Source organism: Yersinia ruckeri ATCC 29473 (assembly GCF_000754815.1).
GTDB classification, from domain to species: Bacteria; Pseudomonadota; Gammaproteobacteria; order Enterobacterales; family Enterobacteriaceae; genus Yersinia; species Yersinia ruckeri.
Window position 1 is genome coordinate 3,578,239 of record NZ_KN150747.1, and the last position, 17,302, is coordinate 3,595,540.

Here is a 17,302-nt window from a genome sequence, read left to right on the forward strand (position 1 = left end):
AGAAAATCAAGATATTTTTCGTTCTTGCTCCCACTGCCAAATCCACAGGACGGTAATGGCCAAAGCAAAAATCACACCAAAACCAACGCCGACAGCGACGACTGGGGCACCCAGTTTGATCACCACAGAATATAAGCCCAACATCAGTAACATAGCCGTATTTTCGCCCAGATTCTGCACCGCAATAGCATTACCTGCGCCAACGCTCTTCTTACCCCGCTCTTGCAATAACGCATTCAGCGGTACCACAAAGAAGCCCCCAAGAATACCGATACTGACCAGAAATAAATAAGCCATTGGCATCGTATATTGAAGCGAGAAAATCGCTACGGCCACACCGATGAGAATACCAGCGGGCATACAACGTTTAACTGTTTTCAATGTCACAAAGCGAGCGGCTGCGGCGGCACCAATAACAATGCCAATTGCAACTGTGGCGTTTAATACTGTCGGGGTCGCATTATCAATAATTCCCAGAGCTACCGGCACCCAGAGAACCAATAGGAAACGTAAGGTAACACCCGCCCCCCAGAACAAACTGGTACCCACCAGCGAGAAACGTGTTTCGCCGTTTCGCCACAACGTTTTACTGGCGGCAAAAAAACTACGGCTCATGGTCGTTGGCCACCATGACAATCCACCACGAGCGGCTGATAGGCGAGGAATAAACAGGTTAGCCACAACTGCCGCTGAGTAAACCAACACACACAAGCCCAATGCAACACTGAGATTCCAGTCAGCTAACACCCCGCCAGCCACCGATCCCATTAAAATTGCAGCAATGGTTGACGCCTCCATTAATCCATTAGCCTTGACCAGTTTATCCCCGCTCGTCATTTCACCAAGAATGCCATATTTTGCTGGTGAATAAGCGGCAGCGCCAATACCGACCAAGGTATAGCCTAAAAAGGGATTGAAACCGAAAAAGATCACCAAAGCACCGGCCAATTTAAGGCCGTTGGCCGTCATCATGACACGCCCTTTGGCAAAACTATCGGCGAACTGGCCGACAAACGGAGCCAAAACAATATAAGTCGCGACAAACGCCATTTGTAAAATCGGCTGGCTCCAATCAGGGTAAAGCTGCTGTTTAATCACGGCCAAGGTGACAAACAGCAAGGCGTTATCACCGAAAGCAGAGAAGAACTGCGCGCCCAATACAGCCATCATCCCACGTGATAACAATGGCTTATTAATAGCTACTGCTGGCTGGTTCATCTATCTATCTCCGGATGCGCTGCCATTTGAGTCAGAGTGACAAAATCGGGTTTACCGCTGCCAAGCAAAGGCAAGGCTTTGACAATACGGATGTCTTTTGGCACCGCCAGCTCCGGTACACCATTCTCCCTCGCCGCTTTCAATAAACGCTCGCGTGTTATTTCGCTGTCAGTGGTAAAGAGCACTAGCGCTTCACCTTTGCTACTATCAGCCTTAGCCGCTACGCCATGTTGATGTTCAGCAGAAATGCCCAGCACCAGTTGCTCCACGCTTTCCAGCGATACCATTTCACCAGCCAGCTTGGCAAAGCGCTTCATGCGGCCACGAATCGTACAGAAACCTTTCTCGTCGATTGAAACAATATCTCCGGTGTCATACCAACCAGGCTGTAACTCTCCCTCGGCATTCTCAGCCATGGGAGGCTCCAATACCTCGGGATGTTCAACACGTAGATAACCTTTCATGATATTTGGGCCACGCAGTTGTAAACGCCCACCTTTTTCAATGCCGGGAACGTTGACTAACCTCGCTTCCATCGTCGGCAAAATACGCCCAACGGTGCCAACCTTTGTCGCCATAGGCACATTAATCGCAACCACCGGCGCACATTCCGTCACACCATAGCCTTCCAGAACTCTGATCCCAAATTTATCCTGCCAAATCTGTTTGGTCCCTTCAGCCAGTTTTTCTGCACCAGCAACCACATAACGCAGTCGAGCAAAATCATACGGATGAGCAAAGCGCGCATAGTTACCGAGGAAAGTTGAGGTGCCAAAAAGTACGGTACAGTTTCGATCATAGACCAATTCTGGCACGGCCCGATAATGTAGCGGACTAGGATAAAGGAAGACTCGGCTCCCGGTCATTAACGGGGTCAACAATCCCACAGTTAAACCAAATGCGTGGAACAGCGGCAGTGACGACATAAAACGATCGCTCGGAGTAAAATCGGCAATGGTGCGTATTTGTTCTACATTAGCCAACAGACTGCGGTGGGAATGAACCACACCTTTGGGATAACCTTCCGAACCCGACGTAAATAAAATCAATGCGGCATCATCTGGCTGTTGTGCAACCATCGCACGTCGTGGGTAGAAAAGGTGGAATAAAATCCACATCTTATCTTTTACGCTGACGGTATCTTTCAGATCTTCCAAATACACCCAATTAGCCTCAGCGACCTGTTCAGACAAATGGGTTAACTTACCTTTTTCAAGAAACTGGCGTGAAGTCACAATAGTTTTTAAACTGGCCGCTGTCATGGCACTTTTCAGCCCTTTGCTCCCAGCAGTGTAGTTTAAAAGCGCCGGAATTCGCCCGCTCAGAGATGCGCCGAAAATCGCTGCCGCAGTAATGGTTGCATTGGGCAGCAACATTCCCACTCGCTCTCCCGATACAGTAAAACGTTGCAGTATCCGACTCACACCGAGAGCCTTCTTCAATAACGTTTGATAGCTGTCTTCTTTAAAAGAGATATCTTCAATACAAGGCTTGCCGCGACCATAACGCTGACGGGCAGAAAGCAGCGCTTCAAACAGTGTCTCATCGGGTACGGCAGCCATACGAGCAGCCATCATAATGCCATGGAGACGTTCCCCAGCCAGAACCCGACGCTCTCGGGCACGTAATGCTTCAGGCATCGGCAGTTGAGTAGCGGGTAACACATGAATGCTTATTTTAGGGAACCATTGCAGCTTGAATAGGCCTCCTAAGCGACCAAAGTAGCTCAACTCTGGCCCTTCTATGCGAACAGGAATAACGGTAGCGCCCGATTTAGCCGCAATAAATGCCGCTCCATCGTAAATTTTCATCAAAGACCCGGTAACAGTAATCCGCCCCTCGGGGAAGATAACGACAGGCCTTCCCTGCTCAACCATTCGCACCAAATGTTTGATTGCCATCGGCTTCGTCGGGTCCAGCGGCACAAAATCCACAAACTGCTTTAACCAACGCATATACCCGTTTTCCGTAATACTGGAATAAATGGCGAAAACCGGTTTTATCGGTAAAAAAAGCGCTAATAATATGCCATCAAGGAAGGAGACATGATTGGGGGTAATCAGAATTTTTTTGTGCGTAAACTGGTCGTGAACCCCATCAATAGTGACGCGGAAAAGCCTACGGAATAGGAGACGTAGCAAGCGAAAAATCATGTCCATTTCTCTATAATCAAAAAGCTGGAGAAATGCAGAATACTATAATCACAGCATTTATTCCGCTAACTAGGTAGGAGAATCAGCCGAAGAAAGCGAGAAGAAAACAAAAAAAAACCTACGCATCTGCGTAGGTCGGTGTAAATAAAAAACTGGCTCAAACACAGCGTATGTTGATTACTCACCCATTAATACCTCTGGGATATTGACTTTAACGGCTTAGGTTAAGTCGCATCCAGCAAGTAATCGCAACATTTACAGCTAAAATGTAACCAGCAATGAACTTTATCAGATACAGGAAATATCCTGCTAATTCAGCTGACTATCTGTCTGGTACCTCTCATTACACGATGTTGTTCGATTTGGCCTCACTCTCCCAAGCCATTCTGAACCACAACAAGAAACAGTCTCTGTTTGAGGTTAATGACAAAGTGCTCGCTGCGGTGAAAACCGGCAGATCGTCAAGATGCCGTGAATACGTCCTTGTCGGCTCGTTCCGCGCCATCCCTGACGCGGACGCTTAACTCTTCTACCGGTCTTCCCCACCAGAGATCGCAGGATCGAAGTTTGTCAGCAGTCTGAGTCTCTGTTTTATTTGTTTTTTCTCGCCAAGTTGCGATCCCTCCCCCTTGTGGTAAGACTCGTTTTCCGCAAAACTGGAGAATGTAAGCGATTACCCTAAAAGCTTGTGGAAAAAAAATGGCTACTATTAAGGATGTTGCCAAACTGGCAGGTGTGTCTGTTGCAACAGTTTCACGCGTAATCAATCAATCACCCAAAACCAGTGAAAACTCACGTATTGCCGTCACCAATGCCATGGAACAACTGCAATACCACCCAAATGCCAATGCCCGAGCGCTGGCACAGCAATCAACAGAAACCGTAGGACTCATTGTTGCCGATGTTTCCGATCCCTTTTTTGGTGCCATGGTCAAAGCTGTAGAACAGGTAGCCTATGCGACAGGAAATTTTCTGCTGATTGGTAACGGTTACCATGACGTAGAAAAAGAACGTCAGGCTATCGAGCAACTCATTCGTCACCGTTGTGCTGCACTGGTTGTGCATGCCAAAAAACTGCCCGACGAAGAATTGGTTTCATTAATGAAACAAATTCCCGGTATGGTATTGATAAATAGAACCTTACCTGGCTATGAAACGCGCTGCGTTGCACTCGATGATCGCTACGGTGCTTGGCTTGCAACACGTCATTTAATTCAGCAAGGACATAAACACATTGGTGTTATCTGCTCCAATCATCAGATCTCCGATGCAACTGACCGCCTTCAAGGGTATCTTGAGGCATTGAAAGAGCACGATATTCTCATTGATGAGAAACTCATTGCCTACGCTTCCCCGGACGAACTCGGTGGCGAACATGCCATGACCGAGTTACTTGGTCGAGGTAAGCAAATTACCGCCATTACCTGTTATAACGATTCGATGGCTGCGGGTGCGCTATCGGTATTGAGTGATAATAGTATTGATGTCCCGCAGGAAATCTCGCTGATTGGATTCGATGATGTACTTATCTCTCGCTATTTACGCCCTCGATTAACCACCATTCGTTATCCTGTCGTCGCAATGGCAACTCAGGCCGCAAAGCTGGCATTAGCGCTGGCAAACCACACTCCTTTGCCCGAAATTACAAATATGTTCAGCCCGACATTAGTACGCCGACACTCAGTCACTAATCCATCAAACCGTTTGGAAAACAATGAGTAATCTGAATCAATATTGATAGATAAAAGACGCGTGATACGGAATGCAAAGCTGTAAACCAACAGGCGGCAGAGGCAGAACGAGAGTGGAGTTTTAACATCAGGTAGCAGGCTACCGTTCGCAGCCTGCTGATAATCATGAATATCATATTCTGTATTAAAACATTTCCAATGCGACCAACTCTTCAATGGTCTGACGGCGGCGAATCAGTCGCGGATGACCATTTTCGAATAGAACCTCTGGCAGAAGTGGGCGGCTATTGTAATTGGAGGACATTGATGCGCCATAAGCCCCTGTATCATGGAAAACCAGATAATCGCCAATTACCGGCCGAGGCAACGTTCTGGTCTCCAAGCCACCGCCAGCCTGCTGGGTAAAGATATCCCCAGATTCGCATAAGGGTCCAGCAATGACGGAATCAATCAGCGGCTCATGGGAAAGATCCCTTCCATCCGCAGGCAATACAGAAATATGGTGATAGCTGCCATACATCGCAGGACGCATTAGATCATTGAAACCAGCGTCAACCAGCACATAGTGACGGCTACCCATATTTTTCACTGCGCGAACCTGTGCGACCAATACGCCTGACTCGGCAACCAGAAAACGACCTGGCTCAATCTCAAGACTGACCGGGTGGCCTAAATGCATCGCTATCTGCTGTCTAGCCTTATTCCACAGACCATAATAATGCTCGGTATCAATGATATCCTCATCATTTTGATACGGAATAGATAAACCGCCGCCTGCAGATATAGCACTGATATCCTGCCCTAATGTTATAACCTGGCGCACCATCGCATCACAAACCTGTTCCAGGTGCTGGTAATCAACCCCTGAGCCAATATGCATATGAATCCCAACCAGTTTTAGCGAGTATTTTCCAATCTCGGTAATTGCCGCAGCTAAATCATGATGCCAGATACCGTGTTTGCTATTTTCCCCACCAGTATTTGTTTTCTGACTGTGGCCATGGCCAAAACCAGGATTGACGCGCAACCAGACCGGATGGCCAGGTGCCTGCTCACCAAGCTGTGTCAGCATATCAATTGAACCAGCGTTAACAGGAATACCCAATTCGACAACGCGCTCCAGCGTCGCCTGATCCAGTACATCTGCCGTGAAGACAATTTCCGCAGGCTCTTTTCCCGGTTGATAACCAGCCAGCAGAGCACGCTCGATTTCACCGAGAGAAACGGAATCAACTTTCACACCCTGCTCGCGCATTAAACGTAAAATATGAATATTTGAGCAAGCTTTCTGCGCAAAGCGAATGACGTCAAAATGACGCAATTGATTAATACGCTCCGCAATAATATCACCATCATAAGCCCAGACCGGGCAGCCAAAACGAGCGGGTAAAGCGCGTAAATTATCAGCATTCAGGGCAAAAGAGCGATCGTTTAAAGGACGCGGCATCGGGATTCCTTATGGGTAAAACCATGCTTACAACGCAAATTGATGGCACATTATCTATAATTCATATCGGGATAGAAAATATCTATTTACCCAAAGTCTATTCACTTATGATATAGGTTCATCTCGATAAATCGCTTACATCAGTCAGCATCAGAGGCACTCAATGCCAGCCATTTCATTAAGACAAATAGAAATTTTTCATGCCGTAATGACCACGGGTAACTTAACCGAAGCCGCCGTCTTGCTGCAAACCTCGCAACCGACGGTCAGTCGCGAATTGGCTCGCTTTGAACAACTCATTCAACTTAACCTATTTGATCGTTTGCGCGGACGCTTGTATCCCACAGCACAAGGGCTCCGGCTATTTGAAGAAGTTCAGCGCTCTTATTACGGCTTAGATCGTATTGTGCAAGCCGCAGAGAGCATTCGGCAATTCCAGCAGGCGCAGCTTTCTATCGCCTGTTTGCCGGTATTCTCACAATCTCTGTTACCGGCCGTGTGTAAAACCTTCATCGACAGTTATCCCGAAGTCAGTCTGAATGTCATACCGCAGGAATCTCCGTTGTTGGAGGAATGGTTATCTGCTCAACATCACGATTTAGGAATAACCGAAAATTTACAAACACCGGCGGGAACAGAACGGCAAACCTTGATGACATTAAATGAAGTCTGCGTCTTACCTGCTGAACACCCATTGACCAAGAAAATGGTACTGACGCCGCAAGATTTTTCCGGCGAGAACTTTATTAGCCTGTCAGTCACCGACAGCTATCGCCAGCTATTGGATAACCTGTTCAATGAGAAAGGCATTAACCGCCGTTTGGTGATGGAAACTCATAGCGCCGCATCAGTTTGCGCTATGGTCAGAGAGGGGGTGGGTGTCTCTATTGTCAATCCGCTTACTGCATTAGATTACGCAGAAAATAATCATGAAAAAGGTATTTGCGTGCGTCGATTCAGCATCAATGTTCCCTTTACTGTTAGCTTGATTCAGCCTCTCCACCGCCCTTCCTCAATGCTGGTCGATACCTTTATCTCTCATTTAAAACAACAGGTAACCACTCTCCAAACCCGATTGACCGCTATAATTACCGGCTAATGTAAACGAGCGAGCAATTCCGATACGGGAACACCTGAACCGCTACAAACACCAGAATAATCTGGGCACAACCAGCTATGCTGGCAACCAAAGACAGCAATATCAAAAAATCATCGTGGTATACGCAGCTAAAGTGCAACGCAATATCACTTTGTATTTCATGGCATTATTTTCGCATACCACCAGTTAGCGATAGCATTGAAATAGCCACAGCATTAAAGAGACACTAATCACTAGCATGACGTCGAGAATAGGATCCAGTTTTATCTGAAGACACTAAAAATATTTGGCTGAGAATATATTTGGAGATATTTTGTCAAAAATATCATGCTATTTCATCATCACGCGCCATTGCTCATTGGTGGCAAACCATTCGATTAAATAATCAAGCAGCGTCCTCAAGGTTGCAGGCATCTGACGCCGTGAAGTATAAATGCCATATATACCCATTGCCTGTGGGTGGAAATCGGGCAATAGCTGAACCAACTCACCGGAAATAAGGTAAGGCATAGCGGAATAACGAGGTTGAAGCGCAATACCCGCGCCTTCCAGAGCGCCACTGAGTAACACCACCGACTCATTGGCACTCAGGTTACCACTGACGGCGACCGAAGATTTAACCCCATGATGATCGAAGTGCCACAGACTTTTGCCAAAATAGGAATAAGTCAGGCAATTATGCAATGCTAAATCCTGCGGATTCTGCGGCATTCCTTTGTTTTTCAGATAGGACGGCGACGCACACACCACTGAGTGACAGGTAGATAGCGGACGAGCAATCAGATTAGGATCTAATTCATTTGTAATACGGATAGCCAAGTCTATTCGTTCTTCGACCAAATTAATGGCACGGTTATTCATTTGCAGATCAATAGCCACTTGTGGATAACGAAGCAAAAATGCAGTGACTGCAACCGCCAAAGCGGTTTGCGCCAACGATTGGGAACAACTGATTCTGAGTAACCCACGCAACTCATCGTTTTCCAGCCCATCAACCAGATCCATATCCTGCGCGAATGCCAGCATCTTGCGGCAACGCTCCAGCGTAGTTTCACCGGCATGAGTTAAACTCAGTTTACGCGTAGTGCGATGCAATAATCTCGCCCCAGCCCACTGCTCCATTTGAGCCAGATAACGAGTCACCATCGCCCTGGACATCCCCATGGCATCTGCGGCAGCAATCATGCTCCCTCGATCAACAATGGTAACAAAAACTTCAGCCGCCGTGACTCTATCCATAATTAGACCGATTTACGCAACAAATAATTGCTTATTATCCGGTTTTTATTGCGCGTTATGCAATCTATTATCTCTTCCGTACCCAACACCCATAGGATGACCAACATGTTTACTAAAACTCTGTTACAGATGACCCTCGCCAGCGTTGCTACCTTCGGCGCCGTATCCACAGCCATCGCGGCCGAGCCGTTGAAAATGGAAGTTTATAATCCAGGAGAGAAAAGTATTTTCCCTGTCTCTTCCGAAATCATCAGTGGTAAATCTGAAGTTGTTTTAATCGATGCACAGTTCCAGCGTAATGATGCAGAGGCTCTAGTTAAGAAAATAAAAGACAGTGGTAAAAAGTTGACCACTATTTATATCAGTCAGGCAGATCCGGATTTTTATTTTGGACTTGATACGATAACTAAAGCCTTCCCTCAAGCAAAAGTGATCGCCACACCACAAACTATCAAAGAAATTAAAGAAACCAAAGATGGGAAAATGACTTACTGGGGTGGCATTTTGAAGGAAAATGCGCCTAAATCCGTAGTTGTTCCACAACCATTACAAGGTAACAGCTTTACTGTTGATGGTGAAAAAATCAATATTGAAGGATTAGATGGCCCATCACCTGAGCGTACATTTGTCTGGATTCCAGCGCTAAAAGCCGTTGTGGGCGGAGTCGCCGTTTCTGGTGATATTCACTTATGGGCAGCCGATACCCAAACAGTAGAGTCACGAGAAAATTGGTTAATAACATTGGATGCCATCAAGGCATTAAAACCAGAAATTGTAGTGCCTGGCCATTTTTTGGATAATGCACCACAAACATTGGAGTCAGTTACTTTCACTCAAAAATACCTGACCACTCTAAATGCGGTAATTCCCAAAACAAAAGATTCAGCAGAACTGATTTCAGAAATGAAAAAACATTATCCAAACCTGAAAGACGAATCCAGCTTGGAATTAAGCGCAAAAGTGCTGAAAGGCGAAATGAAGTGGCCACAGTAATTACCATCACTGGCTATATAACCTCTGAATAACTGATAAGGAAAGAAATATGTCCGGCGCAACACTACACTACATTTTTGATCCGCTTTGCGGCTGGTGCTATGGCGCGGCACCATTATTAAAAGCAGCTCAAAATATAGCCGGACTAACCATCAGCCTCCATGCAGGAGGGATGATGACGGGTCCAAATCGTCGACAGATCAATAGAGAATGGCGTAATTATGTCATGCCTCACGACAAACGTATTGAGGAACTCACCGGGCAACCTTTTGGAGAGGATTACTTCAATGGATTACTCAGAGATACATCAGCAATCGTTGATTCAGCACCACCTATCACAGCGATTCTCGTGGCTGAAACTCTGACAGGCCGTGGATTAGATATGTTGCACCGCATCCAGCACGCCCACTATTTCGAAGGTCAGCGTATTTCTGACACTCCGATTCTGGTGGAGCTTGCGGGGAATATAGGTTTGGATAAAGATACATTTAGTCAAACATTGCAGAAAATGCAGGGCGTGGCAACAGCACAGCATATAGCTGAAAGTCGGGCATTACTGGAAAAATTACAGAGTAAGGGTTTTCCTACTTTTGCCCTACAAAATGAAACAGGGGAAGTAGAAATAATCCCTGCAGGGAAATACTTAGGTGACCAAGCTGCCTGGATTAAAATATTAAACAGCGCCATATCATGATCGTTACAAAGAGGGCTAATGACCTTAATTGTGGGTGATTAGCCTCTTTTCAGAGAGTCGCAAGTATCCTCATATTTAATTACTCTACAGATTGAAATTTATTTATCCTTAAATTACCTCGTACTAAATTTCACCTGAATTTAACACTGATAATATTTAATCAATATGACTATTTACACTCAATTTTCTGAACTCGCTCCATTAACCTGGCAGTACCTAACGGATGGCCTTGAGACTGTTCCATTAGCACAGTATTACAATCTAAAAAATAGAATATAGGATAACTTATTTCATAAGGAGCCTTAAGTAAGCTATTAAGTACCTCATCATTGGTATGACTCGGAATCATAGAAATAACTTTCCCATTAAAGACATTCATTTTTATATCGACAACACTAAATAACATCGAGCGATTAGCTTTAAAATTTGCATAATCGTCATACAGGTCAGCAGAAGTTTTTATTTCTCGGCCACGAACACTCACCCGAGCATTAACATGATACTTATCTATTCCGGTTTTTATCAGTTGGTTAACTTCCCAATATCCCTCTATTTTTTTCATAGGATGATAATAAGCATAAAAAAAACCGGCAGCCCCTCCAAAAGTACCACCTAACACAATGATAAATAAGATAAGCCAGATCATTCTCTTGTGCATAAAAACTCATCCTTTACGCGCTTGCAAATATTATAACTTCCGTCACTATTTTTCTTCAAAAGAATAGAAGGTTTTTTACGGTATTTATCTAAAAAAACCTTATCTTTCTTAAGATCCAAATTAATGATAACTGGCAAATCATGTGGGTTTAAATTAACAATATCAATTTGGTATTTATTAAAAAAATACTCAAATAAAAACAGAAAGGAGATAAAAAATAAAACCAAAAGCATAACAATATAATTAAAAGAGAATCGTCCAGATAAGTAGACCTGAGCATTTTCATTCTCTATATTTGTAACGCTCTTGATTTCTGATAAGCTTGAATGATTATCATCATTACATAGAAGAAATTTAGGTTCAAATCCAAGACAGTAACCTTTTTTGGGAATGGTGATAATTAGCTCATGTTTTTTATCATTCAAGGCATTGCGTAAGTTACTGATAGTTTGCGTCAAGGTATTATCTGTCACATAACTATCTGTCCATATTGAATTTTCTATCTTGTCACGCGAAACGGGATCAGGATAACACTCACACAAAAGCGCAAGTACTTCAGACTCTTTATTCCTTAGTTTTACCTCAATACCATTGAGTTCAAGGCTACGTATCTTTGGAATAAAAGATACATCACCTATATATATTTTTTCCATAAATTCTCCTTTTACTAGAAATACGACATCATTAACAACTAAAAATAAACAAAATTTGGCAATAGAAAAAACCATAAAAAATATACATATACACATCAATAAAATTAATAGCATTCGAAATAATACATTAAATAAATAACCAATATAACAAACAAAAGCAATGCATTACACAATTATAACAATAAATTATAGAACAATAATAATTTAATTAATAACGCAATAATATAAAAATTAACTATAACAATGAATCCAATAAAATACTTAAAAGTCAAATTAAAAAAAACCAAAAATCATTATAAAAACAATACATAGATATAGTGAATTATAAAAAATACATAGCCACACCAAAAATGCAATAAAAACAAATTAAATAGGGTTAAATAATTAAAGTACAACATTATAAACAGTTATTCATTGTGTGCCCGGAAGCAATAACAATACATTCAGTAATTTAAAATAAGACAAATAGATGAGCTTATGTCGTAGTAAGACCAAGATAAAAAATAGAAAAATTATTTTAACTGACACAAGATAAATGCCAAAGTATATGGCTACATTTTTAAATAGTCAAAAAATATACTTAAAGTAATGAGTGAGGAGTAATGAGTGAGGAGTCGAGTTTGTTTGCAGAGGAATAACTACATCTGTAGGATGATATGGAAAAACACCTTAATAAATAGAAAGAGGATAGTCAGTTAACATTGAAAATTGACATATAACCCGTTTAAAACATTTAGAGATAAATATTATTTATATAAAAAATCGGATTGTAAATAAAAAAAACCATAAAAACCTATTTTCCTCAGTTTAAGATAATAGATATTTCTCTAACATTAGTGATAACCTTTATCAACGAGTTATTATTTTAGCAGAAGCCACCATGCCATTTTTACTCTCAGCACTTTCAATTTCCACGATAGATATCGGCATCCCAATTTGGTTGTTAAGATCAAGAATGAAATCTAATAAAGTATCGAAATTTATATTGGTAGAGATTATAACCACTCCACCACCTTGCATAAAATAAGTCTCAATATGAATAGATTTTCTCTCTGCCAACAGATGAATTAATGAATTTAATCTCTCTATCTCCAGTGGGGCATCATCGTTAACCTTTCTTAATTTCTTTATATTTCCCACAACCTCATTCAGTTGCCTAAATTTAATTTCGCCTGCCGAAACGGAAGCATTTAAATCATTCAAAAATACATTTGAAATATATAAAAAAACAGACAAAATCAAAATAAAAAAACATAGAACAATAGTAAGCTTGGAATATGAACTGGGTAACAATCTAATTATCTTCTCTACGAACAAGATATCCCCTCATTAATAAAAATAAAAACCAATCTAGCCAAGTTCTCCACAACTAGTCACTTCACTTTCATATAAATAATCTAAATCATCAATATACTTTATCGCCATAATTTTATTTTCAAAGTCATATTTGAAGCTTTTTATTTTACCTTTTATATTTAAATTCGATAAGCAAAAGAAGAAATCATGATTGTAATATTTATCTTTCATCAGCACATAAGCATCATTTAATGAGCTAAATTCCTTAGATTCTAGTGGTATAATATTTTTTGCATTTACAATAGTCTGATTGGTTAACTCAACCAACTCATCATAATTAATCGACTTATAGTAAATAGAATATAATTTGCTTGACGTTGTTAATAAAATAAAAAAAGAAAATGAAAGCAAAAATACATTTATCATACCTAATTTAAATACACCACGTTTAAATACATACAGACTATTTCCCTGTCGTGTTTTACTAATAATGCTATGTTTGATATCAAAGTTATTTGAAAATAATAACATTGCAGAGTAAGTACATAAGCGCTCACAACTAACTAAGTCATTATAAACAAAACCATCTAAATCATTTAGATTAATATTACTTTCGATGATATTTTTAATTTTACCAAGGTCTTCTTTATCGATAGAAAAACCACTACATTTACCCGTTCTAACTAGCAGATTCCCTTCCAGTTCAATGGCACTCCATTGATCCTTTAAATATGGCAAACATAATACATCTGGGATAACGAAGTCAGGATTGATATCTAACTCATAAAACCACCGTAGCCAATATTTAATCACATCCTTATTAATAGCCGCAATAGAATAAAGACCATCATCATAGTTAATCACACTCACTTCCATATCATCGATATCAGTCGCGGTATAATCCTCCAAGGCATATTTAATAACATCAGTGCTGTTGATTATCTTTTTAAAATTAAACTCAAACGTGTGGAAAAGTATCTTTCTTGATGAGATTAAAATAATTATTCTAACATCCCAACCCACTCTTAAATCACGAATTAATTCGAGTAGTTCTAATTGACTATGGATAGTACCATTTTTATATTCGGCCAATTCTTGCCTTTGATACTGAAAAAGCCAGTCCATATATTCAGGCCTATCAATTGGGATTTTTATTAACAGTGTACCTGGATTTATTTTCCCCTCAGCCATTTCCCCACCCTTTCATCTCATATCTACGCTGTGTTATATTTAAGGACTTCCCATCCAGCCTGAATAAAGTTACCAATCTATACTGCCCAGAGTCACTCACTAATGATGAGCCAGCTTTGATATAATTATATTCAGTTGATAATAGCATTCTTGCATAAGATAATAATTCTTTTCTTACCTCTAAAGGAGTTCCTTTCAATAAAAAACCCATAAAATCACTCACACTTTTCCATCCATTAACCGGAATGGCATTTACTGTTTTAACGATGTTATCCTTCGGTATTTTACCTAGCATAATGGCTGATAAAAAATCAACATGATTTTCATTAAGGGAATTTATATTAATCAGACTTCTGTCATCTGGTAATATACATATCACCTCCTTGATCTTATTAAATACCTCCTCCGTCACACCAGGAATAAGTAAAATATCATTATTAGATTGAAACCTATAACTATCATTCAGAGGCAGTGAAGACAGTGCAATATTATAATTCGCATCATCTCTCATAACAGCATGATTAGTTAATTGATTAATGCCATCTAATACGTTTTTTTATCATACTGATCTATTCCAACATCATCTAGAATTTTACCAATTGCAGCATAATAGTACTTTTCTTTTATCTTAACCGCAGTTGAATCTGTAAAAGATAGCAAAGCATTTAAATTTAGACATTCAGTGATAGAATATAAATCAACATTGATATGTTTTTCATCCAAAATTATCAACTCATCTTTAAACAGTTTAATATCATTAGAATGATTATATATCTTTCTTAACACTATATTCTCAGCATTCAAAAGTAATTCTTTCTCTCGCTGAAGTGAGATAGTCAACTGAGTTAGGCTATATACATTAAACCAATATTCCTTTACTGATAAGGCGATCATACTGAGTAAAGATGTAATCAGAATAACAAATAGCAATGCAACGCCTGATTGGTTTACTTCCATAATTAATCTCAATTAGCCATATTTAACCTTATTAACTTACTAACCCGACCTATATCTTCAATATATAATATAATCAAAATAGCTTCAGGGACTTTACCATCATCACTCCATGCTGACGTCCACACGCCATCATGGTATAACTCAATATTAAACGTACTTACTCGATGAATAATAGGAACTACTGAATTTTTTTTTGATGCCTCTGTTATATATATAGGTTTATTTGATTTTTCACCACGAACTCTCTCAAGAACATTATCCTTTAACCGATATCCCACTCTTTCTAGCTCTGGTCTTCGGAAAAAACCATCATAATTAAACCAATTATTACGAATAAACTCTACCCCATGACTATCGCTATCAATAACACCTTCACCTGCGGAAAAGTTTTTAATCATTTCATTATTGCCACCATCTTTTTTTAATATAATTGCATGACTTAAATCTCTTTCTAACATATAAAATACATATTTTATCTCCGCTATCCTTTCAGTCTGGAGCTTGAAATTTATTTCTGTATTCAAAGAATTCTGTAAAACGAAATATGCAGTCAAGCTCAGTAGCGAAAAAATACTTATCGTCAGCAACACTTCTATTAATGTAAAACCAGCAGAGTCGTATTTTTTCATTATCTTACAATATAGTACCTAGAGTAAAAATATTCATTACCTTTCATCTCGTTGCTTCTCAGGTTAATTTCAAGGATATGAATATCATAGCCATTGTCGTAATTAATATTTAAGTTCCAGTTCCATTTTTGCCCAGCCATTTCAGTAGTTCCAGAATCAACGTAACTATTTAATTCCGGTTTTATTATTAATATTTCATTCACAATATTTTCAGCCACCAACGTCATAAATACACTATCTTTGATACTATAAAGAGAAAGTAAATTTTGACCAAGAAAACCCAACAAGGACAGTGCAGCCATTGAGAATATAGCTGAAGCGATCATAACTTCCAATAATGTCATACCATTACTCTTCTTTAATATCGTCACTAAAACCATCAGATGTTTTGATTAGGTAAATGTCATCACCAAAATAATTAACTCTAAAACTAGAATGTTCATCAAATATAATTATTGATAACAATCCAATATTATCATCAGGAAAGAATATAAATGATAAAATTTCCTCTTCCCTAGTAACTGAATCAATATTTATATTATCCCAGTATTTTTTTTCCACTTTAAAATTAGAGTATTTCAGTTTGCCTGCTAGTTTATTAATACCATTATATTCCTGGACCCAATATTTCCCTTTCCAGATATTACTTTCTTTTACCACCTCTGAACTCACACACTCAATTAAACATAACCGTAATATCATCCACTCATCATCCTTTATAGAAATCCCATATACATCGTGAGAATAATATAGTTTATCTTTCATTTTCTTTAATGAGTAAAATAATTTTTCAGCATCTTTTAATGCACCTTGCGATGCATGGGGTATATTAATCATGGCTAACGATGACAAATATGACAATACTAACACAATCAAAATAACTTCTAATAAAGTAAAACCATGAGAATGGGTGAAGTTAACGCTCACTTTTGATCAACTCTTCTGATATCCAATTACCTATATCATCAGATGTATTTATTTCGCCATCAGGCCCTTTAGAAAAGACATCTATTACATTATGGACGCCAGGATTTTTAATTAAATACTCATTACCCCAAGGGTCTTTAGGCAATCTACGCAAGTAACCATTACTTCTATAGTTAACAGGTAATGGCGACTCAATAGGCCTAGTTACTAATGAAATAATCCCTTGTTCGTCTGATGGATAAATACCATTATCCAATTTATACATATCCAAAGCATTTTCTAATGTTGATATATCACTTATTACCTTCTGTATATCAACTTTATCTTTGTTAGCCATCAAATTTGGTATAGTCAAACTCGCTAACAATCCGAGTATCACTATAACTATCATAACCTCTAGTAACGTAAAACCGTTAAATTTAACACTTACAACTGACATATCTATGCCTATATTTTG

Annotated in this window: 18 protein-coding genes; 4 read left to right on the forward strand and 14 right to left on the reverse strand. The window is 40.1% G+C overall.

The window, feature by feature from the left end; translation table 11 throughout:
* Positions 1–6: 6 nt before the first annotated feature.
* Both lplT and aas read right to left on the reverse strand, forming a co-directional pair.
* Entirely contained in the window at positions 7–1,218 is a 1,212-nt protein-coding gene (lplT, locus tag DJ39_RS16120; RefSeq protein WP_038241084.1) for a lysophospholipid transporter LplT, read from the reverse strand.
* A complete protein-coding gene (gene aas / locus DJ39_RS16125) occupies positions 1,215–3,371 on the reverse strand; it encodes a bifunctional acyl-ACP--phospholipid O-acyltransferase/long-chain-fatty-acid--ACP ligase (RefSeq protein WP_038241083.1) in 2,157 nt (718 codons plus the stop codon). The genes lplT and aas overlap by 4 nt, the downstream gene beginning before the upstream one ends.
* Positions 3,372–4,070: 699 nt before the next feature.
* Here aas and galR point away from each other — a divergent pair.
* Entirely contained in the window at positions 4,071–5,093 is a 1,023-nt protein-coding gene (gene galR, locus DJ39_RS16135) for an HTH-type transcriptional regulator GalR (RefSeq protein WP_004719157.1), read from the forward strand.
* A gap of 153 nt (positions 5,094–5,246) precedes the next feature.
* Here galR and lysA read toward each other — a convergent pair whose 3' ends face one another.
* Complete coding sequence (gene lysA, locus DJ39_RS16140; protein ID WP_004719158.1) at positions 5,247–6,509, reverse strand: diaminopimelate decarboxylase; 1,263 nt, start codon at positions 6,507–6,509, stop codon at positions 5,247–5,249.
* A gap of 163 nt (positions 6,510–6,672) precedes the next feature.
* Between lysA and DJ39_RS16145 the strand changes: the two genes are divergently transcribed.
* The gene (locus DJ39_RS16145; protein WP_004719159.1) at positions 6,673–7,608 is read left to right on the forward strand and encodes a LysR family transcriptional regulator; all 936 of its coding nucleotides are present in this window, start codon (positions 6,673–6,675) and stop codon (positions 7,606–7,608) included.
* Between the two features lie 330 nt (positions 7,609–7,938).
* Here the strand turns inward: DJ39_RS16145 and DJ39_RS16150 are convergent, their stop codons facing one another.
* Positions 7,939–8,847, reverse strand: coding sequence for a LysR family transcriptional regulator (locus tag DJ39_RS16150; protein ID WP_004719160.1), 909 nt, complete (start codon positions 8,845–8,847; stop codon positions 7,939–7,941).
* Between the two features lie 105 nt (positions 8,848–8,952).
* On the opposite strand from DJ39_RS16150, the gene DJ39_RS16155 reads away from it, so the two are divergent.
* Positions 8,953–9,840: an MBL fold metallo-hydrolase gene (locus tag DJ39_RS16155; RefSeq protein ID WP_038241080.1), complete on the forward strand. Its 888-nt coding sequence runs from the start codon at positions 8,953–8,955 to the stop codon at positions 9,838–9,840.
* A 49-nt stretch (positions 9,841–9,889) separates the two neighbouring features.
* Positions 9,890–10,534, forward strand: coding sequence for a DsbA family protein (locus DJ39_RS16160; RefSeq protein WP_004719162.1), 645 nt, complete (start codon positions 9,890–9,892; stop codon positions 10,532–10,534).
* 169 nt (positions 10,535–10,703) lie between these two features.
* Here the strand turns inward: DJ39_RS16160 and DJ39_RS16165 are convergent, their stop codons facing one another.
* The 10 genes from DJ39_RS16165 to gspG all read right to left on the reverse strand — a co-directional run bounded on the left by DJ39_RS16165 (position 10,704) and on the right by gspG (position 17,284).
* Complete coding sequence (locus tag DJ39_RS16165; RefSeq protein ID WP_038241075.1) at positions 10,704–11,192, reverse strand: hypothetical protein; 489 nt, start codon at positions 11,190–11,192, stop codon at positions 10,704–10,706.
* Positions 11,177–11,845: a winged helix-turn-helix domain-containing protein gene (locus DJ39_RS16170; protein ID WP_038241072.1), complete on the reverse strand. Its 669-nt coding sequence runs from the start codon at positions 11,843–11,845 to the stop codon at positions 11,177–11,179. Before DJ39_RS16170 ends, DJ39_RS16165 begins: the two co-directional genes overlap by 16 nt.
* An 849-nt stretch (positions 11,846–12,694) precedes the next feature.
* Positions 12,695–13,162, reverse strand: a complete 468-nt coding sequence (locus tag DJ39_RS16175; RefSeq protein WP_038251569.1) for a hypothetical protein — start codon at positions 13,160–13,162, stop codon at positions 12,695–12,697.
* Between the two features lie 33 nt (positions 13,163–13,195).
* A complete protein-coding gene (gene gspL, locus DJ39_RS16180) occupies positions 13,196–14,332 on the reverse strand; it encodes a type II secretion system protein GspL (RefSeq protein WP_038251571.1) in 1,137 nt (378 codons plus the stop codon).
* A complete protein-coding gene (locus DJ39_RS16185; RefSeq protein ID WP_038251572.1) occupies positions 14,325–14,843 on the reverse strand; it encodes a type II secretion system protein GspK in 519 nt (172 codons plus the stop codon). The genes gspL and DJ39_RS16185 overlap by 8 nt, the downstream gene beginning before the upstream one ends.
* A gap of 32 nt (positions 14,844–14,875) precedes the next feature.
* On the reverse strand, positions 14,876–15,289 hold the full coding sequence (locus DJ39_RS16190; RefSeq protein WP_004719168.1) for a hypothetical protein: 414 nt from the start codon (positions 15,287–15,289) through the stop codon (positions 14,876–14,878).
* Positions 15,290–15,297: 8 nt separating this feature from the next.
* Positions 15,298–15,918 (reverse strand): type II secretion system minor pseudopilin GspJ, encoded by a 621-nt coding sequence (gene gspJ, locus DJ39_RS16195; RefSeq protein WP_038251574.1) that lies wholly within the window; start codon positions 15,916–15,918, stop codon positions 15,298–15,300.
* The gene (gene gspI / locus DJ39_RS16200) at positions 15,918–16,298 is read right to left on the reverse strand and encodes a type II secretion system minor pseudopilin GspI (RefSeq protein WP_071815378.1); all 381 of its coding nucleotides are present in this window, start codon (positions 16,296–16,298) and stop codon (positions 15,918–15,920) included. The genes gspJ and gspI overlap by 1 nt, the downstream gene beginning before the upstream one ends.
* Positions 16,267–16,845, reverse strand: coding sequence for a pilus assembly FimT family protein (locus tag DJ39_RS16205; RefSeq protein ID WP_038251576.1), 579 nt, complete (start codon positions 16,843–16,845; stop codon positions 16,267–16,269). The genes gspI and DJ39_RS16205 overlap by 32 nt, the downstream gene beginning before the upstream one ends.
* Positions 16,835–17,284 carry a type II secretion system major pseudopilin GspG gene (gspG, locus tag DJ39_RS16210; protein WP_038251578.1) on the reverse strand — a complete coding sequence of 150 codons (450 nt, stop codon included), beginning with the start codon at positions 17,282–17,284 and terminating at the stop codon, positions 16,835–16,837. The genes DJ39_RS16205 and gspG overlap by 11 nt, the downstream gene beginning before the upstream one ends.
* Between the last annotated feature and the right edge of the window lie 18 nt (positions 17,285–17,302).